This window comes from Vibrio tasmaniensis (genome assembly GCF_024347635.1).
GTDB lineage: Bacteria > Pseudomonadota > Gammaproteobacteria > Enterobacterales > Vibrionaceae > Vibrio > Vibrio tasmaniensis.
Genome location: NZ_AP025510.1, coordinates 403,092 through 426,676 on the forward strand (window position 1 = coordinate 403,092; position 23,585 = coordinate 426,676).

Below are 23,585 nucleotides of genomic sequence, written 5' to 3' on the forward strand. Positions count from 1 at the left end.
TTATCATTAGTTAAAATGGGTTATAGGGATTAATTCGATAGATGAAACCTATCAATAAATAAGTGACTGACGATAAGGCTTGGAGTGATAGGTATAAAAAAAGTTGGTCATGAAGACCAACCTTTCTATTTAGAGCGAGAAGTTTGAAGCCTTCTCGTTCAATTAGTTTTAAAGCGCAGCGATAGTCGCTTTTTGCTCTTCTAGCTTAACAAGAGTTTCTTGGTAGCCTTCAAGCTTTTCACGCTCTTTCGCGATAACCGCTTCTGGTGCTTTAGCAACGAAACCTTCGTTACCCAGTTTACCTTCGATACGTTTGATTTCGCCGTGAGTCTTAGCCACTTCTTTATCTAGACGAGCAAGCTCTGCATCTTTGTCGATAAGACCAGCCATTGGGATCATCAGCTCGGACTTGCCAACTAGCTTAGTTGCACACGCCGGAGTCTCTTCACCAGTAGCAAGAACTTTAATATCGTCTAGCTTAGCGAGAGAAGTAAGAACGATCTTGTTTGCTTCGATACGAGCTGCATCTTTCTCATCAGCGACTTTGATCATTACTTCTAAGCCTTGGCTTGGGGCAATGTCGTATTCCGCACGTAGGTTACGGATAGCGGTGATGAAAGTTTTAACCCACTCGATATCGTCAACGATCTCAGCATTGAAGTTATCTTCATTAAACTGAGGAAGCGCTTGAGTCATAATTGTCTCGCCTTCAACACCGTCTACTAGCGGCTTAACGCTCTGCCAGATAGATTCAGTGATGTAAGGAAGAACTGGGTGAGCAAGACGTAGAGTCTTCTCTAGAACCGTGATAAGCGTGTAACGAGTCGCTTGCTGTTGAGCTTCAGTGCCTTTCCAAAGAACAGGTTTAGTTAGTTCTAAGTACCAGTCACAGAATTGGTTCCAGATGAATTCGTAAAGCGTGTTTGCTGCCATGTCTAGACGGTAGTTGTCTAGATGAGCATTAAACTCTTTCGCAGCAACTTCAAACTGAGATTCAATCCACTTGTCTGCTAGAGAGAATTCCATGTTTGCACGGTCTTCAACAGATAGTGACATGCCACAATCGTGCTCTTCTGTGTTCATCAGTACGTAACGGCTTGCGTTCCATAGCTTGTTACAGAAGTTACGGTAACCTTCAAGACGCTTCATGTCCCAGTTGATGTCACGGCCAGTTGAAGCCATAGCAGCAAGAGTGAAACGCAGTGCATCGGTACCGTATGGTTCGATACCATCTTCGAAAGTCTTACGTGTTGCTTTTTCGATCTTAGCAGCCAGTTTAGGTTGCATCATGTTGCCACAACGCTTTTCTACTAGCTCTTCAAGGCCGATGCCGTCAATCATATCGATTGGGTCAAGTACGTTACCTTTCGACTTAGACATCTTGTCGCCGTTTTCATCACGGATAAGGCCCGTCATGTAAACTGTTTTGAAAGGTACTTGAGCCTTGCCATCTTCGTCTTTCACGAAGTGCATAGTCATCATGATCATACGAGCAACCCAGAAGAAGATAATATCAAAACCAGATACTAGTACTTCTGATGGGTGGAATGTTTTCATTGCTTCAGTATCTTCAGGCCAGCCTTGTGTGCCGAACGTCCAAAGTGCAGAAGAGAACCAGGTATCAAGAACGTCGTTGTCTTGCTTAAGAACAATGACCGGTGAAAGGTTGTTCTTTTCACGAACTTCTTCTTCAGTGCGACCTACGTAAACTTTACCATCGTTGTCGTACCATGCTGGGATACGGTGGCCCCACCAAAGTTGACGAGAGATACACCAATCTTGCACGTCACGCATCCACGCGAAGTACATGTTTTCGTACTGCTTAGGTACGAATTGGATCTCACCATCTTCAACGGCTTTAACTGCTGGAGCAGCAAGAGGCGCAGTACGCACGTACCATTGGTCGGTCAGCATTGGTTCGATAACTACGCCACCACGGTCACCGTAAGGAACGGTTAGATCGTGATCTTTGATCTCTTCAAGTAGGCCTAGCTCTTCAAATTCAGCAACCGTTGCACGACGAGCGGCAAAGCGCTCCATACCTTGGTATTTAGCTGGAAGCTCTGTTGAATACACATCGCTTTCTTCACCGTTAGTTGTGAAGATTTCAGCCGCATCACGGATATCACCGTTGAACGTTAGGATGTTGATCATTGGTAGGCTATGGCGCTTGCCCACTTCGTAATCGTTAAAGTCATGAGCTGGCGTGATTTTCACACAACCCGTGCCTTTATCCATGTCAGCGTGCTCATCACCTACGATAGGGATAAGACGATTTACGATAGGAAGCAGGATTTCTTTGCCGATAAGATCTTTGTAGCGAGGATCTTCAGGGTTAACTGCAACGCCTGTATCACCAAGCATGGTTTCAGGACGTGTAGTCGCTACGACAATGTAGTCTTTGCCATCAGCGGTTTTAACACCATTCGCTAGTGGGTAGCGGAAGTGCCACATGAAACCTTTTTTGTCTTTGTTTTCAACTTCAAGATCAGAAATTGCAGTGTGCAGTTTAGGATCCCAGTTTACTAGACGCTTACCACGATAGATTAGGTCTTCTTCGTATAGGCGAACAAACACTTCTTGAGTCGCAGCCGATAGGCCGTCATCCATAGTGAATCGCTCACGATCCCAATCTACAGATGCACCAAGACGACGAAGTTGTTGAGTGATCGTGCCACCTGATTCGCCTTTCCATTCCCAGATCTTGTCGATGAAAGCTTCACGGCCGTAGTCGTGTTTTGTTTTGCCTTCTTCAGCAGCGATCTTACGCTCAACAACCATTTGAGTTGCGATACCTGCGTGGTCAGTACCCACTTGCCAAAGCGTGTTTTTGCCTTTCATACGTTGAGCACGGATAAGCGTATCCATGATCGTATCTTGGAACGCGTGACCCATGTGTAGGCTACCAGTGACGTTCGGTGGCGGAATCATGATGCTGTAAGCTTCTTTTGATGTGTCACCGTGTGGCTTAAAGTAGCCTTTCTCTTCCCAAGTCTTATACAGAGCTTGTTCGATTGATGTTGGGTTGTATGTCTTTTCCATAGTGCTCTTATAACGGATACTGTGAATGGTTAATCGTGGTCAAACTTCATAAGTGAAGCTTCTTGAATCTAAATCCAAAGATAGCTTTAACTATGAGGTTTGACTATGGATGTTGAATCTCGATAGTTTGTAGCTGATATCCAGCCTGACGGTAAATTTTATACCTTTCTCGAGCGAGTTGCTTAGCTTTTTCTTCGCAAGGAACGAAGTCTATCACCTGAGCAAAGGCGTTCGCAAAGGTTGTATGATTATCGGCCAGATTTATTACCAATTGGCGGTTCCAATTAGGTTTGACTCCTTGATGGCCTATTTCAATATTCGTTGAATATTTTGGACCTTCGCCTACCAAGTTGTGCGCGATAAATTCAGTAGGCTCTACCTGCCAAAAAACTTCAGCGATACGCTCAGCATGATCTTTATCGTTACAGTTGAGGTAAAGTTTAGCGCCTTGTTTTGCAAAATGCTGCGCAAGAAACAACACATAGTGAGCAAAACCTTCTTCGCTGGCTTGCGGGCTGTCTGGAGACACAATGTAAAACGTAGCAGTCTGCATACTGAATACTCGAAACTTGAACTGAAAATCGTGGCTATCAATCTTAGTTGGTCAACAGACTCTAACAAATAGCGCTTATTAAAAAAGGGCCCGTAGGCCCTTTTCATTATTTTGAAGATTGTTCTTCAGTCTCTTGGCCACTGCGGTTCAATAGGAATTGGACTAGCATTGAGACAGGACGACCTGTCGAGCCTTTCGCTGCACCTGATTTCCACGCAGTACCAGCACTGTCAATGTGTGCCCAGTGGTACTTTTTAGCAAATTTAGATAAGAAACATGCTGCTGTGATTGTACCTGCAGGACGGCCACCGATATTTGCCATATCTGCAAATGGGCTCGTTAGTTGCTCATGGTATTCATCGGCCATTGGCATGCGCCATGCTCTGTCACTTGCTTGCTCAGAAGCATTCACTAACTCGTGAGATAGTGGATTGTGGTTAGACAGTACAGCACTGATGTGGTGACCTAATGCCATAACACACGCGCCAGTGAGTGTTGCAACGTCAACAACACAGTCTGGTTCAAATCGTTCAACGTAAGTAAGCGCATCACATAGAACCAAGCGACCTTCAGCATCCGTGTTTAACACTTCAACCGTTTGGCCTGACATAGTCGTTAGGATATCACCTGGGCGGTAAGCATTGCTGCCTGGCATGTTTTCACAGCCCGCAAGAATACCGACAACGTTAATTGGTAAGTTAAGTTTCGCCAGTGCTTTCATTGTGCCGAATACCGATGCAGCACCACACATGTCGTACTTCATCTCATCCATGCCTTCACCAGGCTTAAGTGAGATACCGCCTGAATCGAAAGTCAGACCTTTACCGACTAGAACAATCGGTTTTGCATCTGGATCAGCAGCCCCTTTATATTCCATGATAGACATCATAGATTCGTTCTTAGAACCACGGCCTACCGCTAAGTATGACGTCATACCCAGCTTTTCCATCTCTTCTTCGCCAATGATCTTAGTTTTCACTGTCTCATAATCGTCAGCTAAACGGCGAGCTTGAGAAGCAAGGTAAGCTGGATTTGCGATGTTCGGTGGCATGTTGCCTAGATCTTTAGACGCTTTCACACCAGAAGCAATCGCAAGACCGTGAGAGATCGCTTTCTCACCCAGGCTCAATTCACGACGAGTTGGTACGTTGAATACCAGTTTACGTAGTGGACGACGAGTCTCTGGTTTATTACTCTTGAATTGATCAAAAGTGTAAAGGCCATCTTTAGTCGCTTCTACCGCTTGGCGAACTTTCCAGTAAGTATCACGACCTTTAACGTGCAGTTCAGTAAGGAAACATACTGCTTCCATAGAACCCGTTTCGTTTAGTGTGCTGATGGTTTTTTGGATAATTTCTTTATATTGACGCTCGCCTAGCTCACGTTCTTTACCGCAGCCTACAAGTAGAACTCGTTCTGAAAGTACACCAGGTACTTGATGCAGTAGTAGCATCTGGCCAGGTTTACCCTCTAGATCACCGCGACGAAGCAGTGAACTAATATAGCCATCGCTAATCTTATCTAACTGCTCGGCTACTGGAGAAAGGCGGCGCGGTTCGAATACACCGACAACGATACATGCGCTGCGCTGCTTCTCTGGGCTGCCACTTTTTACACTGAACTCCATGCGTACTCCTACATCCTGAAGACAAATCGAACTAAATGTTGGATAATGGGTTCTTACTTGTTGGATCCTATAATGGAACTGACCTTAAAGAAGAACGTTAACACTTAGCTAAAAATTTAAAAAATAAAAGGTTCAACGGGAAATTATAGTGATTCAATCAAAAAAACAAGTTTTGTATAGGTAATTTGAGCGTGATTATTGTTAGATATTTGATCCGAGAGACAATCAAGAGCCAATTCGCGATATTTTTTGTTCTCTTTCTTGTGTTTCTCAGCCAAAAGTTCATCAGTGTTTTAGCGGATGCCTCTGATGGTGATATTCCTGCAAGCCTTGTATTATCGATCGTGGGTTTAAATATGCCAGCGATGGGGCTCTTGATGCTTCCACTCAGTATCTATATCGGCATTTTGCTGACTTTTGGTCGTCTTTACGCAGAAAGTGAAATAGTAGTGATGAACGCTACTGGTATTGGTAATAAATTCCTTATCCAGTCAGCACTTTATTTGGCGTTGATTACCGCAACTGTCGCTGCTTTTAACTCCTTTTGGCTGTCTCCATGGTCACAAGATAAAGTAGAACAAATGTATGAGGAAGTAGCTGCAGAGAACAGCGTCGATTTACTACCAAAAGGCAAGTTTGCAAGGACTCCCGATGGTTCTTCTGTTGTGTTTATCGAGGGTATCGATGGCAATCAATTAGACAATGTGTTCGTTTCTCAAATGCGACCTCGTGACTCAGTGCTTCCTAGTGTGATGTTCTCTAAGTCGGGAGACGTAAAAGAATTGAGCGATGGCCGCCAAGTTATTGTGATGTACGATGGTACTCGTCATGAAGGTGTGCCTACTCGCCTTGACTATAGAGTGACGCATTTTGAAGAGTATGAAGGCTTAATTGGTCAGCGTGAAGTAGAGAGAAAAGGTCGAGAGTGGGAAGCGATTCCAACTATTGACCTTATTGGAAATCAAGATAATCGTGCCAAGGCTGAATTGCAGTGGCGTATGTCACTGGTGCTTTGTATTCCATTATTGACTATGCTCGTTGTGCCGCTGTCAGCAGTTAACCCACGACAAGGTCGTTTTGCAAAAATAGGTCCGGCAATCCTGATTTATCTGACTTACTTCTTAGCAATCAGTGCAACCAAATCTTCAATTGAAGAAGGGGACATTCCTGCTGCAATCGGCATGTGGCCAATCAATGCATTATTATTGTTTGTCGCGATTGGTGCCAACTTTATGGATAGTGTGCCTGTTAGGCGTTTGAAAGAAAAATTCAAGAATAAGAGGTTGGCTTAAGCCGTGTTTAAGATTCTCGATTTATATATAGGCAGAACCATCATCGCGACCACGTCATTAGTATTGGTGACGTTTGTCGGTCTCTCTGGAATTATCAAGTACGTAGAGCAGTTGCGGAAGGTAGGTCGTGGTACATACGATCTATTACAAGCGTTGTATTTCGTTTTACTGAGTATTCCTCGTGATATCGAAATGTTCTTCCCAATGGCGGCATTACTTGGCGCATTAATTGGTCTTGGTATGCTTGCTGCGAGTTCTGAGCTTGTGGTTATGCAGGCGGCTGGTTTCTCTAAGTTAGATATTGGTTTATCGGTACTTAAGACTGCGATTCCGTTAATGGTGATAGTGACATTACTTGGGCAGTGGGGAGCTCCGCAAGCACAGAAGATGGCTCGTGACTTAAGAACTATCTCGGTTGCTGGTGGTAGTATTATCTCTACTCAAAGCGGTGTTTGGGCTCGTGATGCCAATGACTTCATTTTCATTGTCAAAATAGACGATGATAAGTTATATGGTTTGAACATGTGGCGCTATGATGAGAACAAGGCTCTGAAAACGGCTATATACTCAAAAGAAGTCGATTACGTTGGAGACAACGTTTGGACTATGCGCGATGTAGAGCTCACCTCGTTTGAGAACGAAATTCAAGTGACTAAAGAGAATCTACCGACTTTCTCGTGGGAAACGTCTTTAGCTCCAGACAAACTCGCGATAGTGACGGTGAAACCGGAAGAGCTGTCGTTGAGTGGTTTGTATGATTATGTTTCTTATCTCAAAGCATCAGAGCAAGATGCAGCACGTTATGAGCTAGCGTTGTGGAGAAAAATAACTCAACCTATTTCGATAGCGGTCATGATGTTGATGGCATTATCGTTTATCTTTGGTCCTTTACGTAGCGTGACCATGGGAGCAAGGATTCTCTCTGGTGTGATTGCTGGCTTTACTTTCTATATATCCAGTGAGTTCTTTGGGCCAATCAGCTTGGTTTATCAAATACCACCTGCCTTTGGTGCGATAGCCCCTAGCGTGGTGTTCTTCGGAATTGCCATCATGCTCTTGAGGCGGAAACTATAAATGAAAAAGGAAGGCATTAAGCCTTCCTTTTTTGATCTTGCATTAAGTTCGCTTAATTGCGTTATTGTGCCTGTGGTAACACAACGACTTCGGTCTTTGCCCAGATATCGTGAAAGCCACGTTTCTGAGGATCGAATGGAACACATAAATTTGCTAATCCAAATCCCGAAGTACCTAAGCGTATTAGCGCTTGAGTTACTGTGATCGCAGAGCCGTCTTTGTTTTGAACACGTAGTTTCCAAGCCCTCATTCCTAGCGTTTGGCCAGCTCTAGTCCAGAAGAACACAAAGAAGTACACCCAAACGATGACTAAGTAAAAAGTATACGTCGGGCTCCAAATAGGATGGTTGGTTAAGAAGTCACTGACATCGGCGTAGCCGCTATGGTTAAAAATACCAAGAGCCATGAGCGCGTGCAGTAGAGCAACAATGATACCGGCCGCCATCATTTCAATGGCGATTACGATAAGGGCGTCATAGAACAAGGCACCGAATCGGCGCATTACCCCTGCTGGTGGCAGAGTGTTTGTTGATGTCATGGTGTTATTACTTCTTTAAAAATTGAGGCGTCAGAATATAGTTTAAGGCTTGGCCTGAAAAGAGACATGACGCACAGCTTATGACTTAGTGGCGAAATTATCGGCAAACACACATAAATTCAAGTTTTTATACTTGCCACATCGGTGCGCATACGTATAATGCCAGACATCGAAAGGGCAATGCCCCAAGATAATGCCGGTATGGTGAAATTGGTATACACGACGGATTCAAAATCCGTTGCCTTCGGGCGTGGCGGTTCAAGTCCGCCTACCGGTACCATATTTAAATAACAAAGCCTCGACTCAAGTCGGGGCTTTGTTATTTCTGAATCCCCAAAAAGAAAAAAGCGCGAGGGGTATGCCTCGCGCAAACTACTACATGGTGATAGTAGGAACAGTCTATAGAGCTGTGAACAAGGTTTTCTGTGTATTTGGAGTCCACTCGGCTTGTGATACATGTGGTACGTTTACTAGGTAACGTAAACCTTGATATGTCACTACATCACTTTCCTCATAAGCAACGTTTAGCGTCCAATTGGTTGCTGGGTCGGCATTAGTCCAAAGGCTAGAGGTTGAAGATGGCGCCCAGTCTTGTTGTGCAACGTGTGTCGTTACGGCTTTGTAAACGGTGCCTGAGTGAGTGACGTAATCGCCAGCTGCGTAAGCGCTGCTAACTTGCCAAACTGGAGTGTAGTTATCCATGGTGTCGAAGACATATCCTGCTTCTTGAGCTATTTGAATGAACTTAGCTAACTTAGGTAAATTTTTGGTTGCTCCCATACCACGTTTACCATCTTCAAATAAGAATTCATGCGTTAACACGATCACTTTGTCTGCGTGTAACGGTGTACCACAAGGAAATTCTTGTGCTTTGGAGTTGATAGGATTAATGGTAGTTGGTGCACAACTATTAAGCGCTGCATTAACATAGGTAAGGAATGGTTTTGCTTCTGTTAAGCTGTTTGCTGGCATCGCTATGCCCCAGTTCTCAGGTGCCCAGTCTAAGTCCCAACCATGGGTTTGGTATCCATTATTCGCTAAGATGTTTTGCACTTCAATCGAGGCCTTAACGCTGTTTGAAGGGTTTTCAGTGTCACAGAAGTAACCAGGCTCCCAAGGTTTAAAATCATCAGATGTTGCACATAAACCATCTGCCTTAAAGTTCTTTGTTACACGCCAGCCATTGGTGTAAGGCAGTCGAGCAAATTCCTCTCCACGATAGTTTGGATAGCTGTTGATACTTGGTAAGTATCGTTCTAACACGGCTAAGTTTTCGGTAAAAGTACCCGCATCATGAGCAGGATCTTGGTAAGAGTTGATTTGATGATCGCCGGTTGAATTACACTCTGCGCCACTGTTAGGGCCAAACTCTTCAACACAGTTATGAATCATGTGTGCGTAACTGTGGTTAGCCACGATATGCCCCGTATCAAGAGCAAGTTTTAAGGCCTCTAAAGCACGATCTTCATTTTCATCACCAATGCCATCTAAATGCCAAGCATTAAAATAAAAAGTACCTTTAATACCTTGTTCATTCAGCACATTAATTACATCGATAGATGCATTAATAGGGCCGTCATCGAAGGTTAAATATATGGTACCTTTTGGTGCTTCTTGGGCATGAGAAAATTGAGACAGGGCAGTGCCTAAAAGTGTAATTATAGCCAGTTTATTTAATTTTATTTTATATTCCTTAGTAGAAATTAATTATGACGTTGTCAGAAATAATATATTGATAGTTATAAATATAGGTTGTTGCTTTTAATTTCTTTCTGGCTTTTATCCTAGACCTAAATAATTAATAAAAAATAGGCCGTATTTTCTAAAGTGGGATTCAGTTCACGAACAATGCAACCGGTTGCGCTTTTTTGCGTTGGTTATTTTTGCTACAATTTTTGCAGGTTGAAATTTACACAATGGGAGTAAGGCTATGAAAAAGATCCTTTTATGCTGTAGCGCAGGAATGTCGACCAGTATGCTGGTTAAGAAAATGGAACAAGCAGCTGAAAAGCAAGGGATTGTATGTGAGATTAACGCTTTGTCTGTGAACGCATTCGATGAGGCTATCAAAGAGTACGATGTTTGCTTACTTGGTCCTCAGGTTCGTTTCCAGCTAGAAGAACTACGTAAAACCGCACAAGAGCATGGTAAAAATATAGAAGCGATTTCCCCCCAGGCTTATGGAATGATGAAAGGGGAAGAAGTACTACAGCAAGCTTTAGATCTGATTAACTAATTCAATAATTTTAAATATAAATAAGAGTACCACTGAATATTAATTTTTGGTGCGGGATTCTTTTGTCTGAAAATAAGGATGGACTCTATGAAGCTTTATGATGCGATTATAGGAATCGTCGAAAAGCATATAGCCCCAATAGCGGCTAAAGTGGGTAATCAGCCCCATGTTAGAGCAATGAGAGACGGATTTATTGTGGCAATGCCGTTTATTATTGTCGGTAGCTTTATTTTGATTTTTGCTTTCCCCCCATTTGAAGAGGGTACCTCGTTTACTTTAGGTCAAATATGGTTGGACTTTGCGACGACGCATTTCGATACTATTATGATGCCGTTTAATATGTCGATGGGGATAATGACCATATTTGTCTCGCTTGGGGTCGCCTATAGCTTGGCTAAAGCGTACAAAATGGATGGGATCACCAGCGCAGTATTATCGCTCATGAGCTTTTTATTAGTTGCTGCACCTGCAAAAGATGGTGCCTTGGCGATGAAGCACATGGGTGGTACTGGTATCTTTACTGCTGTAATGTGTGCTTTCTTCTCGGTAGAACTCTACCGCTTTATGAAGAAGTATAACATTACGATTCGTATGCCAGAGCAGGTCCCACCTGCAATCGCTCGTTCTTTTGAAGTTCTTTTACCTGTCTTAGCGATTTTCATTACGTTATATCCATTAAGTATTTTTGTTCAGACTCAATACGACATGCTGATCCCAGATGCAGTGATGGCAATGTTTAAACCACTGATCAGTGCTTCAAATACCTTACCAGCGATCATCGGCGCGCTGCTTGTTTGCCAATTATTATGGTTTGCAGGCATTCACGGTGCAGCGATCGTTGTTGGACTATTGTCTCCAATCTTCCTTACAAACATTAGCGTCAACATCGATGCGTTTGTTGCCGGTCAACCAATTCCAAATGTATTTACCCAGCCCTTCTGGGATTTCTACATCTTCATTGGTGGTTCGGGTGCAACTCTAGCGCTAGTCTTGTTGATGTCTTTCAGCCGTTCAGCGCACCTCAAAAGTATAGGTCGCATGAGTGCGGTGCCGGGTTTCTTCCAAATCAATGAACCGGTGATCTTTGGTAGCCCAATTGTGATGAACCCAATTTTGTTTATTCCATTCGTTTTCGCGCCAATCTTAAACGCAACCATCGCTTATTTTGCGATACATATTGGTTTTGTTGGTATGGGGGTGGCGACAACACCTTGGACAACCCCTGCAATCATAGGGGCCTCATGGGGTAGTGGTTGGACGTTCTCACCAGTGTTGTTGGTTATTGCTCTTCTTATTCTCGACCTCTTCATTTATTTACCTTTCTTCAAAATGTTCGAGAAACAGGTGCTGGAGCAAGAGCTACCAGCTAATAAAGAAACGAAAGATGCAGAAAAACCAACAGGCGAAGGCGTGACAGCCTAATGATTATTTGGGCTGTCATTTGGCAGCCCTCCTTTCTGGAGAGAAGATATGGAACAAGAATTAGTGGTAATGGAAATTATCTGTAATGCGGGCGAGGCCAGAAGTTTAAGCTATGAAGCATTGCGTCTATCTAGAGAAAAAGATTTTGCAACGGCTGAAGAAAAGCTATCCCAAGCAAGAGAATGTATTAACAAGGCGCATTTGGTTCAAACTCAACTAATTGAAGAAGATCAGGGAGAAGGCAAAGTGCCAATGACCTTAGTGATGGTGCATGCTCAAGATCACTTAATGACTACAATATTGGCTCAAGAAATGGCCGTTGAAATCGTCGCATTGAACAAGCAACTTGCAGAGAAGTAGGGAAGCAATTATGTCGAGAGATGCAATCAAACTTGCCATCATTGGTGGTGGTAGTAGCTATACACCAGAACTCGTTGAGGGCGTAATCAAGCGCTTGGAATTTCTACCAGTGAAACAAATGCACTTTGTTGATATCGAAGTGGGGGCAGAGAAGCTCGAAATCATCAAAGGGTTAGCTCAGCGTATGGTTGACAAGGCTGGCGCCGATATTGAAATCAAAGCGGGATTTGATCGTCGAGAAGCCATCAAAGGTGCTGACTTTGTAATGACTCAATTTAGAGTAGGAGGCTTAGCTGCACGAGCTAATGACGAACGTATCCCTATCAAGTATGACGTTATCGGTCAAGAAACCACTGGGCCAGGTGGCTTTGCCAAAGCACTACGAACCATCCCTGTGATTCTCGATATTTGTAAAGACATTGAAGAGTTAGCGCCAAATGCATGGATGCTGAATTTCACAAACCCAGCAGGCTTAGTTTCTGAAGCAGTGAGTAAACACTCCAAAGTGAAGAGTCTTGGCTTGTGCAATGTACCAGTCTCGATGGAGATGATGATCGCTGAAATGATGGATTGTGAGCCAAAAGAGTTGCAGCTTGAGTTCGCAGGTTTGAATCACTTGGTATGGGTACACAAAGCATGGCTTAGAGGGGAAGATATTACTCAAACTGTGTTGGAAAAAGTCGGAGATGGTGCCAACTTCAGTATGAAAAATATTTGGGAAGAGCCATGGGACCCTGCTTTTCTTAAAGCTTTAGGTGCTATTCCTTGTCCTTACCATCGCTATTTTTATCAGACCGACGCTATGTTAGCAGAAGAGAAAAAGAGTGCTAGGGAGCAAGGTACTCGTGCTGAACAAGTCATGGAAACAGAATCTGCCCTTTTTAAGTTGTATCAAGACCCTAATTTGGACCATAAACCGAAGGAACTAGAGGAACGAGGCGGAGCTTATTATTCCGACGCGTCATTGAACCTAGTTGATTCGATTTATAACAACCGCAACAGTATTCACGTCGTTAACGTGTTAAATAATGGGGCCATTAACAGTTTGTCAGATAGTGCTGTGATTGAGTGTAGTGCAGTGATTGGTAGTTGGGGGGCAAAACCACTCGCGGTAGGGGAGCTATCTAACAACATCAAAGGTTTGCTCTATCAAGTGAAGGCTTACGAACAATTGGCGATTGAAGCCGCCGTTGAAGGCAGTTATGACAAAGCACTTATGGCGTTGACCAATAATCCGTTAGTGCCTGATATTGGTCGAGCGAAATCCATTTTGGATGACATATTGAGAGTCAATGCGTCATACCTTCCTCAATTCAAATTAACAACGTTATAGATAAGGTTGTATCGTCATGAAAGTGATTTTTAACGCAGATGACTTTGGCTTAACGTCAGGAGTAAATATTGGAATCATCAAAGCACACCAGCAAGGCGTTGTTAACTCGACCACTATGATGGTAGGCATGGATGCAGAGAAGCATGCTGTTGAGTTGGCGAAACAAAATCCAGATTTAAAAATTGGTGTGCATCTGCGTTTTACAGCGGGGGCTCCAATAACGGGGCACCCTAATCTTACTAACAATAAGGAGGAGTTTGTTAATTACGCTGACCTGTGGAAGAAACAAGATTTCGATGCCAAGGTAGTGTATGAAGAAGCTGAAAGTCAGGTAGAGCATTTCCTTGCTTTAGGTTTATCCCTGAGTCATCTCGACAGCCACCATCATGCACACACTCACCCTCAATTACTGCCCGTAATTAGAGAGCTTGCTGCAAAGTATCGAGTGCCTTTACGCGGGAGTGGACTATGCCATGAAAGTAATTCTACTCGATATTTCTTTACTGATGAGTTTTACGACCAGGGCGTGAATTTAGATGGACTAATGAGGAACTTGCTCAGACTAAAGGCTCGATACGATATTGTCGAAGTGATGTGCCATCCTGCAGAAATCGATAAATCTCTAATACATAAAAGTGGTTACGCATTACAGCGAGAGTTAGAGCTACAAGTACTGACCTCTTCGATACTTAAACAGGAACTTCTTCAGTGTGGTATCGCAGTCACGGATTACTCTGCACTTAGTTCTTCTTACCAAGTCGTCAGTGTATGATTTAGGCTGCCAGCGTCGACCCCCTATAATCACCTTACGATTTGCTGGTGGCCGCTTTATTTTTGGTCTCCCTTTTCAATAAAACAAGTAGTTGGATTAAGTAGTCATATGGCAAGGATTAAAGATGTCGCCGAACTCGCCGGAGTAAATCGCTCTACCGTTTCTCGTATTATTAATGGGGAGGGTAAGTTTCGAGACGAGACAAGAAAAAAAGTCGAAGCGGCCATGGCACAGCTCAATTATCGCCCAAGTGCTATTGCTCGCTCTCTCGCTACTTCATCAAGCAACATGGTTGGCTTGTTAGTGACCTACTATACAGGTGGGTTCTTTGGGGAGATGATGGAGCAAGTTCAAACTGAATTAGACACCCATGAAAAGTTCCTGATTACCGCGCAAGGCCATCATTCTGCATATGGTGAGCGAGAGGCGATTCAACGTTTTCATGATCTTCGCTGTGATGGGTATGTGCTCCATAGTCGCTACCTTTCTGATGATGATTTACGTGAGCTTGCCAAGTTGCCGACACCATTTGTATTGCTAGATCGCCATGTAGAAGGTATTGAAGAACGATGTGTTACATTTAATCATTATGGTGCGAGTCGTATTGCTGTAGAGCACCTTATAACAAGTGGTCACAGAAACATTGCTTGTATTATGGGACCTTCACAACGGCATAATAGTTTGCTGAGGAAGCTTGGTTATGTCGATGCAATGACAAGCGCAGGGATTGATATTGATGAGAGCTGGTGTGAAGAAGGGGATTACGGACGTCAAAGTGGTTACGATGCAATGGCTGCTATATATAGACGACATCAAGAAATGACCGCCCTTTTTTCTTGTAGTGAGGAGATGACGGTTGGCGCTATGCAATTTCTACATGAACATAAAATTCCGGTCCCAGAGAAAATTTCGATGGTGAGCTTTGATAGTGTTGATTTATGTGAAAGCCTTTATCCAACGGTATCAGCAGTACATTTCCCTATCAGTGATATGGCTAGAGCCGCAGTACAAACACTTATGGGGCTAGTAAAGGATCAGCAATTAGAGAACAAGCTGCTCTTTGAAACTCATTTAAAAATACGCAAAGCAGAGAGGCCCATATAGCTTCTATTTAAAGCCATACTGCACACCATCTACATGGTGTGTTTATTGATGAATTCGTTTACAAAATCTATTATTAAAAGATTATAAAGAAAAGTCAGTAGTGGAAAAGTGGCAGAAATTAAACTTACAGTAGATCGCATCCAGCCCGGCCTACATATACGACTTCCCCTAAAATGGAACGAACTCCCATTTTTATTCAACAGCTTCAAAATAAAAGATGACGCTCAAGTGAAAATAATTCGGCATCTTGGGATTAAGCATGTCTATATAAATCTAAGTCAAAGCGATACTGCACCTTTACCTTCTAATCACGAGATAGAGAAAGGGGCCGATTCAGATCTACAGATAAGCCTTGAAACTGAAAGGATGTGGAAAGATAAGCATGAACGTATCGAAACCCTAAGCTCTTACCGTCGTAGAGTCAGTCATTGTGAGAAAGAATTGTCGCAAGCATCCTCAATAATGATTGATTTACCATAAATTTCGTTGTGCGAACTAAATGGGGGGAGGTTGTACTCATCCTGTCCAGGTTTTGGTTGTGTGAGTGTCATGTGAATACTCGAAAGTTAAGCCGATACATCTAGATCTAGTTGCTGACAACCTGAGAACAAAATAGGTACCTGTAGATCTAAGTAAGTATCAGTAACCTTCACGCTTTCAAAATCCGTTGCCTTCGGGCGTGGCGGTTCAAGCCTGCCTACCGGTACCATATTTAGATGACAAAGCCTCGACTCAAGTCGGGGCTTTGTTGTATCTGGAGAGCAGAAAACGTTGCCTTGGTGGTGGCAGGAATGCCTGTCCAATCAGTCAGTCCTTATTGTGCCATTCCAAAATATTACCATTTCCGTTCGTAATGCGATTCCTTAGTAAATTAATTATCTTAAATCAGAATGTTATCTGTCATTCTCACGTCTATTGTCTATGTTTAAAGGACTAACAGAGGAGAAACATATGCTGACAGTAACCCCTTACTTGTTTTTTGATGGTCGTTGTAGTGAAGCGTTAGATTTTTATCATAAGTGCTTTGGTGGTGTGGTCTTATCTAAGCAACTCTTTAGTGATGCTCCGCAGGTGATAGAGGGCGCAAAGCCTAATTGGGTTATGCACGCTGAGTTCGAAGCATTTGGTATGAAGCTCATGATGTCTGATGGCGTTAAAGCTAAAGAACTTGAAGGGAACAATCTGGCACTTTCCTTGGTTACAGAGGATACCGCGACTCAAGAAAAAATTTTTGAGAAGCTCAAACAAGGGGGGCGAATAATGACGCCACTCGCAGACACGTTTTGGGGTGCTAGATTTGGCAAAGTGGAAGATAAGTTCGGTATTCGTTGGATGGTGCATTGTGATTCTTTAAGTTGAACCTGTGAAATTGGATAGTGAAATTCCTGCGTGGTTTTATTAGAATTATAAATATAGATTATTAATCAATATTATATAAATATGGGCAGCATAAAGATTACTGTAGATCGCATCCAGCCCGGCCTACATATACGACTCCCCCTAAAATGGAATGAACACCCATTTTTATTCAACAGCTTCAAAATAAAAGATGACGTTCAAGTGAACATAATTCGGCATCTTGGGATTAAGCATGTCTATATAAATCTAAGTCAAAGCGACACTGCACCTTTACCTTCTAATCACGAGATAGAGAAAGGTGCCGATTCAGATCTACAGATAAGCCTTGAAACTGAAAGGATGTGGAAAGATAAGCATGAACGTATCGAAACCCTAAGCTCTTACCGTCGTAGAGTCAGTCATTGTGAGAAAGAGTTCGAGCGCTCGCTTGCTCGAATGCGTTCAGTAATGACAAAAATTCGTAACCGACCTATAGATGCGGTAGGAGAGGTAAAAAGTCTAGTTGATGATATTGTTGAAATACTGGCAAGTGACGATAGCGTTACCTTACATCTTATGAATGCTAAAGGTGATTTTGAAGACATTTACTTTCATACATTAAATGTCTCTGTCGTTGCGTTAATGATAGGTAAAGCTAAAGGCTACAATACACAACAATTGAAAGCGCTTTCTTTTGCTGCGTTGTTCCATGATGTAGGAAAAATCAAAATACCAGCTGCAATACTTAGAAAACAGAGCACGCTGACGACACCGGAAGAGAATTACCTAAAACTTCATACCAAGTATGGTGCTGATATTGTCGCTGGAATTGATGACTTTCCTGAAAGTGCCAAAAAAGTAATCGTTCAACATCATGAAATGAATGATGGCTCTGGTTATCCAGAAGGCTTAAAAGAAGAAGAGATAGATGAGCTTACAAAGATTGTATCAGTGGCTAATGCATTTGATAACCTTTGTCATGGTAAAGCGCAATCTCAACAAATGATTCCGTATCTGGCACTGTCCCACTTATATAAGAACTGCAAACACCTATATAGTCAGGATAATTTGAGCTTATTGGTTAAGTTTATGGGAGTCTACCCGCCAGGAACAATAGTGCAGCTTTCAAATGAATCGATTGGAATTGTTATATCTGTTAATGCCAAACATATGCTTTATCCGAACGTATTGATCTATGACCCGAGCGTTCCAAGAACCCAAGCCCCGATCATTGACCTATTCACTAAAGAGATAAAAATTGTCAATGCAGTTCATCCAAGCAAGTTACCGGAACAAGTTAGAGAATATCTAAACCCTAGGGCTCGCTTATCTTACTTTTTTGATAGTGGAGAGTAGTTATCCACAGGTGTTTGTGGGTAGTTTGTTCGAAACTTGGGGCAAAAGTGGTATAAATAAGCCCTTGGTTGAAATGTCTTCGCTTAACCTCTTTTTTAAATAAAAAACGCATTTAATGCTTGCCAATAAGAGTTGTATCTCTATAATGCCGCCTCACTGACACGGTAGACGCCACAAGGCTTCAGCGAAGAATGTTAGTAAGGCAACTAGCTTTAAGCGATGATTCGCTTCTACTTTTCTAAAGTAGAAATTAATTCAAAATAAGTGTTTGACACTGAGAGTTAAATCGCTAGAATGGCCGCCTCTTCCGAAGTGATGTAAGTCACAACGAAGAGAAGCTCTTTAACAATTTAAACCTATCAATCTGTGTGGGCACTCGTTGATGAATATCAAAACGTTATTGGTTCTTTTTCGAAAGAGCGTAATAACAGTTACTTCGGTAACAAAATTGATTTCAATGAACTGAGTGACCAATACGTTTAATGACTTTCTCTTGTAGAAAGAAATTATTCGGCACAGTCAATTCATTACCATTCTGTTCCTATTTATTTAAGAAGAGAGGGGTAATAGCTTTAGAATTACATGTTCATGTTTACATGAATATTAGTTTTGAAGTCAGTATTCGTTGAGTCACACCTATTAATTTAGGTAATCAAAACTTTAAATTGAAGAGTTTGATCATGGCTCAGATTGAACGCTGGCGGCAGGCCTAACACATGCAAGTCGAGCGGAAACGACACTAACAATCCTTCGGGTGCGTTAATGGACGTCGAGCGGCGGACGGGTGAGTAATGCCTAGGAAATTGCCTTGATGTGGGGGATAACCATTGGAAACGATGGCTAATACCGCATAATGCCTACGGGCCAAAGAGGGGGACCTTCGGGCCTCTCGCGTCAAGATATGCCTAGGTGGGATTAGCTAGTTGGTGAGGTAATGGCTCACCAAGGCGACGATCCCTAGCTGGTCTGAGAGGATGATCAGCCACACTGGAACTGAGACACGGTCCAGACTCCTACGGGAGGCAGCAGTGGGGAATATTGCACAATGGGCGAAAGCCTGATGCAGCCATGCCGCGTGTATGAAGAAGGCCTTCGGGTTGTAAAGTACTTTCAGTTGTGAGGAAGGGTGTGTAGTTAATAGCTGCATATCTTGACGTTAGCAACAGAAGAAGCACCGGCTAACTCCGTGCCAGCAGCCGCGGTAATACGGAGGGTGCGAGCGTTAATCGGAATTACTGGGCGTAAAGCGCATGCAGGTGGTTCATTAAGTCAGATGTGAAAGCCCGGGGCTCAACCTCGGAACTGCATTTGAAACTGGTGAACTAGAGTGCTGTAGAGGGGGGTAGAATTTCAGGTGTAGCGGTGAAATGCGTAGAGATCTGAAGGAATACCAGTGGCGAAGGCGGCCCCCTGGACAGACACTGACACTCAGATGCGAAAGCGTGGGGAGCAAACAGGATTAGATACCCTGGTAGTCCACGCCGTAAACGATGTCTACTTGGAGGTTGTGGCCTTGAGCCGTGGCTTTCGGAGCTAACGCGTTAAGTAGACCGCCTGGGGAGTACGGTCGCAAGATTAAAACTCAAATGAATTGACGGGGGCCCGCACAAGCGGTGGAGCATGTGGTTTAATTCGATGCAACGCGAAGAACCTTACCTACTCTTGACATCCAGAGAAGCCAGCGGAGACGCAGGTGTGCCTTCGGGAGCTCTGAGACAGGTGCTGCATGGCTGTCGTCAGCTCGTGTTGTGAAATGTTGGGTTAAGTCCCGCAACGAGCGCAACCCTTATCCTTGTTTGCCAGCGAGTAATGTCGGGAACTCCAGGGAGACTGCCGGTGATAAACCGGAGGAAGGTGGGGACGACGTCAAGTCATCATGGCCCTTACGAGTAGGGCTACACACGTGCTACAATGGCGCATACAGAGGGCAGCAAGCTAGCGATAGTGAGCGAATCCCAAAAAGTGCGTCGTAGTCCGGATTGGAGTCTGCAACTCGACTCCATGAAGTCGGAATCGCTAGTAATCGTGAATCAGAATGTCACGGTGAATACGTTCCCGGGCCTTGTACACACCGCCCGTCACACCATGGGAGTGGGCTGCAAAAGAAGTGGGTAGTTTAACCTTTCGGGGAGGACGCTCACCACTTTGTGGTTCATGACTGGGGTGAAGTCGTAACAAGGTAGCCCTAGGGGAACCTGGGGCTGGATCACCTCCTTATACGAAGATACTTACGATGAGTGTCCACACAGATTGATGGTTTAGATTTAGTTAAAGCCAGAGCTTTAATTAATAACGTAAGTTATTGATTAAAGCTTTTTGCTTTATGCTCTTTAACAATTTGGAAAGCTGACTGATTGATTACTTACGAGTAATTCAATCAAATTTAAAAGTTCTCAATGTTTATCTTTCATTAGATAAACACAACAAACACATTCAAGTGTCTTGTATTCGAATCAAACGTTAGTTTGATTCACAATTGAGTCCGGCAAACAGTTATCAGGAATTAACCCTTCTTGATGACAACCAAAAACCTTGGTTAGTTGCCATACGCTTATTTGTCTTCACTTTTTAAAGTGAAAGCAAATAGAAACCCTTTCGGGTTGTATGGTTAAGTGACTAAGCGTACACGGTGGATGCCTTGGCAGTCAGAGGCGATGAAAGGCGTAATAACTTGCGATAAGCCCAGATTAGGTAGTAATAACCTTTTGAGTCTGGGATTCCTGAATGGGGAAACCCACTTACATAAGTAAGTATCCTGTTGTGAATACATAGCAACAGGAGGCAAACCGGGGGAACTGAAACATCTAAGTACCCCGAGGAAGAGAAATCAACCGAGATTCCGAAAGTAGCGGCGAGCGAAATTGGATTAGCCCTTAAGCTTTTAATGAGACAGATGAAGGCTCTGGAAAGTGCCGCAATAAAGGGTGATAGCCCCGTAATCGACATCTCATAATCAGTGAAAACGAGTAGGGCGGGACACGTGATATCCTGTCTGAATATGGGGGGACCATCCTCCAAGGCTAAATACTACTGACTGACCGATAGTGAACCAGTACCGTGAGGGAAAGGCGAAAAGAACCCCTGTGAGGGGAGTGAAATAGAACCTGAAACCGTGTACGTACAAGCAGTAGGAGCACCTTCGTGGTGTGACTGCGTACCTTTTGTATAATGGGTCAGCGACTTAATTTTAGTAGCAAGGTTAACCGTTTAGGGGAGCCGTAGGGAAACCGAGTCTTAACTGGGCGTACAGTTGCTAGGATTAGACCCGAAACCAGGTGATCTAGCCATGGGCAGGTTGAAGGTTGAGTAACATCAACTGGAGGACCGAACCGACTAATGTTGAAAAATTAGCGGATGACTTGTGGCTAGGGGTGAAAGGCCAATCAAACCTGGAGATAGCTGGTTCTCCCCGAAAGCTATTTAGGTAGCGCCTCGGACGAATACTACTGGGGGTAGAGCACTGTTAAGGCTAGGGGGTCATCCCGACTTACCAACCCTTTGCAAACTCCGAATACCAGTAAGTACTATCCGGGAGACACACGGCGGGTGCTAACGTCCGTCGTGGAGAGGGAAACAACCCAGACCGCCAGCTAAGGTCCCAAAGTATAGCTAAGTGGGAAACGATGTGGGAAGGCTCAGACAGCCAGGATGTTGGCTTAGAAGCAGCCATCATTTAAAGAAAGCGTAATAGCTCACTGGTCGAGTCGGCCTGCGCGGAAGATGTAACGGGGCTAAGCTATACACCGAAGCTGCGGCTACGTACCTTAGGGTATGTGGGGTAGGGGAGCGTTCTGTAAGCCGTTGAAGGTGGTCTGTAAGGGCTGCTGGAGGTATCAGAAGTGCGAATGCTGACATGAGTAACGATAAAGGGAGTGAAAAACTCCCTCGCCGGAAGACCAAGGGTTCCTGTCCAACGTTAATCGGGGCAGGGTAAGTCGACTCCTAAGGCGAGGCCGAAAGGCGTAGTCGATGGGAAACGGGTTAATATTCCCGTACTTCTTACAATTGCGATGGGGGGACGGAGAAGGCTAGGTGGGCCTGGCGACGGTTGTCCAGGTTCAAGTACGTAGGCGGAAAGTTTAGGTAAATCCGGACTTTCATTAACGCTGAGATACGATGTCGAGCTACTACGGTAGTGAAGTCATTGATGCCATGCTTCCAGGAAAAGCCTCTAAGCTTCAGATTGTAAGGAATCGTACCCCAAACCGACACAGGTGGTCGGGTAGAGAATACCAAGGCGCTTGAGAGAACTCGGGTGAAGGAACTAGGCAAAATGGTACCGTAACTTCGGGAGAAGGTACGCTCTTATCAGTGAAGTCCCTTGCGGATGGAGCAGACGAGAGTCGCAGATACCAGGTGGCTGCAACTGTTTATTAAAAACACAGCACTGTGCAAAATCGTAAGATGACGTATACGGTGTGACGCCTGCCCGGTGCCGGAAGGTTAATTGATGGGGTTAGACTTCGGTCGAAGCTCTTGATCGAAGCCCCGGTAAACGGCGGCCGTAACTATAACGGTCCTAAGGTAGCGAAATTCCTTGTCGGGTAAGTTCCGACCTGCACGAATGGCGTAATGATGGCCACGCTGTCTCCACCCGAGACTCAGTGAAATTGAAATCGCTGTGAAGATGCAGTGTACCCGCGGCTAGACGGAAAGACCCCGTGAACCTTTACTACAGCTTGGCACTGAACATTGAACCTACATGTGTAGGATAGGTGGGAGACTATGAAACCGCGTCGCTAGATGTGGTGGAGTCGTCCTTGAAATACCACCCTTGTAGTTTTGATGTTCTAACGTTGGTCCCTGAATCGGGATTACGGACAGTGCCTGGTGGGTAGTTTGACTGGGGCGGTCTCCTCCCAAAGAGTAACGGAGGAGCACGAAGGTGGGCTAAACACGGTTGGACATCGTGTGGTTAGTGCAATGGCATAAGCCCGCTTGACTGCGAGAATGACAATTCGAGCAGGTGCGAAAGCAGGTCATAGTGATCCGGTGGTTCTGAATGGAAGGGCCATCGCTCAACGGATAAAAGGTACTCCGGGGATAACAGGCTGATACCGCCCAAGAGTTCATATCGACGGCGGTGTTTGGCACCTCGATGTCGGCTCATCACATCCTGGGGCTGAAGTCGGTCCCAAGGGTATGGCTGTTCGCCATTTAAAGTGGTACGCGAGCTGGGTTTAGAACGTCGTGAGACAGTTCGGTCCCTATCTGCCGTGGGCGTTGGAAAATTGAAAGGGGCTGCTCCTAGTACGAGAGGACCGGAGTGGACGAACCTCTGGTGTTCGGGTTGTCATGCCAATGGCATTGCCCGGTAGCTAAGTTCGGAATCGATAACCGCTGAAAGCATCTAAGCGGGAAGCGAGCCTTGAGATGAGTTTTCCCTGGCACTATAAGTGTCCTAAAGGGTTGTCGTAGACTACGACGTTGATAGGCAGGGTGTGTAAGTGCTGCGAGGCATTGAGCTAACCTGTACTAATTGCCCGTGAGGCTTAACCATACAACACCCAAGGGGTTTTGTGGACTCAAAGACAGACC

General features: G+C 44.3%; 15 protein-coding genes, 1 tRNA gene, 2 rRNA genes and 1 pseudogene. 14 read left to right on the top strand and 5 right to left on the bottom strand.

Annotated features, from left to right (window positions below):
- Nucleotides 1-168: 168 nt before the first annotated feature.
- The 3 genes from OCV44_RS01925 to pepA form a co-directional block, all read right to left on the bottom strand.
- A complete protein-coding gene (locus OCV44_RS01925; RefSeq protein ID WP_139685416.1) occupies nt 169-3,042 on the bottom strand; it encodes a valine--tRNA ligase in 2,874 nt (957 codons plus the stop codon).
- A gap of 103 nt (nt 3,043-3,145) precedes the next feature.
- Nucleotides 3,146-3,595 (bottom strand): DNA polymerase III subunit chi, encoded by a 450-nt coding sequence (locus OCV44_RS01930; RefSeq protein ID WP_139685415.1) that lies wholly within the window; start codon nt 3,593-3,595, stop codon nt 3,146-3,148.
- 106 nt (nt 3,596-3,701) lie between these two features.
- Nucleotides 3,702-5,222, bottom strand: coding sequence for a leucyl aminopeptidase (gene pepA, locus OCV44_RS01935; RefSeq protein WP_139685414.1), 1,521 nt, complete (start codon nt 5,220-5,222; stop codon nt 3,702-3,704).
- Between the two features lie 191 nt (nt 5,223-5,413).
- On the opposite strand from pepA, the gene lptF reads away from it, so the two are divergent.
- A complete protein-coding gene (gene lptF / locus OCV44_RS01940) occupies nt 5,414-6,514 on the top strand; it encodes an LPS export ABC transporter permease LptF (RefSeq protein ID WP_139685413.1) in 1,101 nt (366 codons plus the stop codon).
- A 3-nt stretch (nt 6,515-6,517) separates the two neighbouring features.
- Complete coding sequence (gene lptG / locus OCV44_RS01945) at nt 6,518-7,588, top strand: LPS export ABC transporter permease LptG (protein ID WP_139685412.1); 1,071 nt, start codon at nt 6,518-6,520, stop codon at nt 7,586-7,588.
- Between the two features lie 61 nt (nt 7,589-7,649).
- Here lptG and OCV44_RS01950 read toward each other — a convergent pair whose 3' ends face one another.
- The gene (locus OCV44_RS01950; protein WP_139685411.1) at nt 7,650-8,126 is read right to left on the bottom strand and encodes an RDD family protein; all 477 of its coding nucleotides are present in this window, start codon (nt 8,124-8,126) and stop codon (nt 7,650-7,652) included.
- A 195-nt stretch (nt 8,127-8,321) separates the two neighbouring features.
- Between OCV44_RS01950 and OCV44_RS01955 the strand changes: the two genes are divergently transcribed.
- Nucleotides 8,322-8,406: transfer RNA gene (locus OCV44_RS01955), tRNA-Leu, on the top strand.
- A 119-nt stretch (nt 8,407-8,525) separates the two neighbouring features.
- On the opposite strand, the gene OCV44_RS01960 is transcribed toward OCV44_RS01955, so the two are convergent.
- Nucleotides 8,526-9,809, bottom strand: a complete 1,284-nt coding sequence (locus OCV44_RS01960) for a carbohydrate-binding protein (protein WP_139685410.1) — start codon at nt 9,807-9,809, stop codon at nt 8,526-8,528.
- Nucleotides 9,810-10,056: 247 nt separating this feature from the next.
- Between OCV44_RS01960 and OCV44_RS01965 the strand changes: the two genes are divergently transcribed.
- From OCV44_RS01965 to OCV44_RS02015, 11 genes and pseudogenes are all read left to right on the top strand, one after another.
- Nucleotides 10,057-10,362 carry a PTS sugar transporter subunit IIB gene (locus tag OCV44_RS01965; protein WP_029225390.1) on the top strand — a complete coding sequence of 102 codons (306 nt, stop codon included), beginning with the start codon at nt 10,057-10,059 and terminating at the stop codon, nt 10,360-10,362.
- A gap of 87 nt (nt 10,363-10,449) precedes the next feature.
- Nucleotides 10,450-11,784 (top strand): PTS sugar transporter subunit IIC, encoded by a 1,335-nt coding sequence (locus tag OCV44_RS01970; RefSeq protein WP_170213736.1) that lies wholly within the window; start codon nt 10,450-10,452, stop codon nt 11,782-11,784.
- A gap of 48 nt (nt 11,785-11,832) precedes the next feature.
- Nucleotides 11,833-12,144, top strand: a complete 312-nt coding sequence (locus OCV44_RS01975; protein ID WP_017100049.1) for a PTS lactose/cellobiose transporter subunit IIA — start codon at nt 11,833-11,835, stop codon at nt 12,142-12,144.
- 10 nt (nt 12,145-12,154) lie between these two features.
- Nucleotides 12,155-13,477, top strand: a complete 1,323-nt coding sequence (locus OCV44_RS01980) for a 6-phospho-beta-glucosidase (RefSeq protein WP_139685408.1) — start codon at nt 12,155-12,157, stop codon at nt 13,475-13,477.
- A gap of 16 nt (nt 13,478-13,493) precedes the next feature.
- The gene (gene chbG / locus OCV44_RS01985; RefSeq protein ID WP_139685407.1) at nt 13,494-14,249 is read left to right on the top strand and encodes a chitin disaccharide deacetylase; all 756 of its coding nucleotides are present in this window, start codon (nt 13,494-13,496) and stop codon (nt 14,247-14,249) included.
- Between the two features lie 108 nt (nt 14,250-14,357).
- On the top strand, nt 14,358-15,353 hold the full coding sequence (locus OCV44_RS01990; RefSeq protein ID WP_139685406.1) for a LacI family DNA-binding transcriptional regulator: 996 nt from the start codon (nt 14,358-14,360) through the stop codon (nt 15,351-15,353).
- A gap of 108 nt (nt 15,354-15,461) precedes the next feature.
- A pseudogene (locus OCV44_RS01995) lies at nt 15,462-15,818 on the top strand (DUF3391 domain-containing protein); the annotation flags it as partial.
- Nucleotides 15,819-16,304: 486 nt separating this feature from the next.
- Nucleotides 16,305-16,712 carry a VOC family protein gene (locus tag OCV44_RS02000; RefSeq protein ID WP_139685405.1) on the top strand — a complete coding sequence of 136 codons (408 nt, stop codon included), beginning with the start codon at nt 16,305-16,307 and terminating at the stop codon, nt 16,710-16,712.
- A gap of 81 nt (nt 16,713-16,793) precedes the next feature.
- Nucleotides 16,794-18,047, top strand: coding sequence for an HD-GYP domain-containing protein (locus OCV44_RS02005; protein WP_139685404.1), 1,254 nt, complete (start codon nt 16,794-16,796; stop codon nt 18,045-18,047).
- A 662-nt stretch (nt 18,048-18,709) separates the two neighbouring features.
- Nucleotides 18,710-20,264, top strand: a 16S ribosomal RNA gene (locus OCV44_RS02010).
- 389 nt (nt 20,265-20,653) lie between these two features.
- Nucleotides 20,654-23,547: ribosomal RNA gene (locus tag OCV44_RS02015) — 23S ribosomal RNA — on the top strand.
- The 16S and 23S rRNA genes sit together here, the layout of an rRNA operon.
- Nucleotides 23,548-23,585 lie beyond the last annotated feature (38 nt).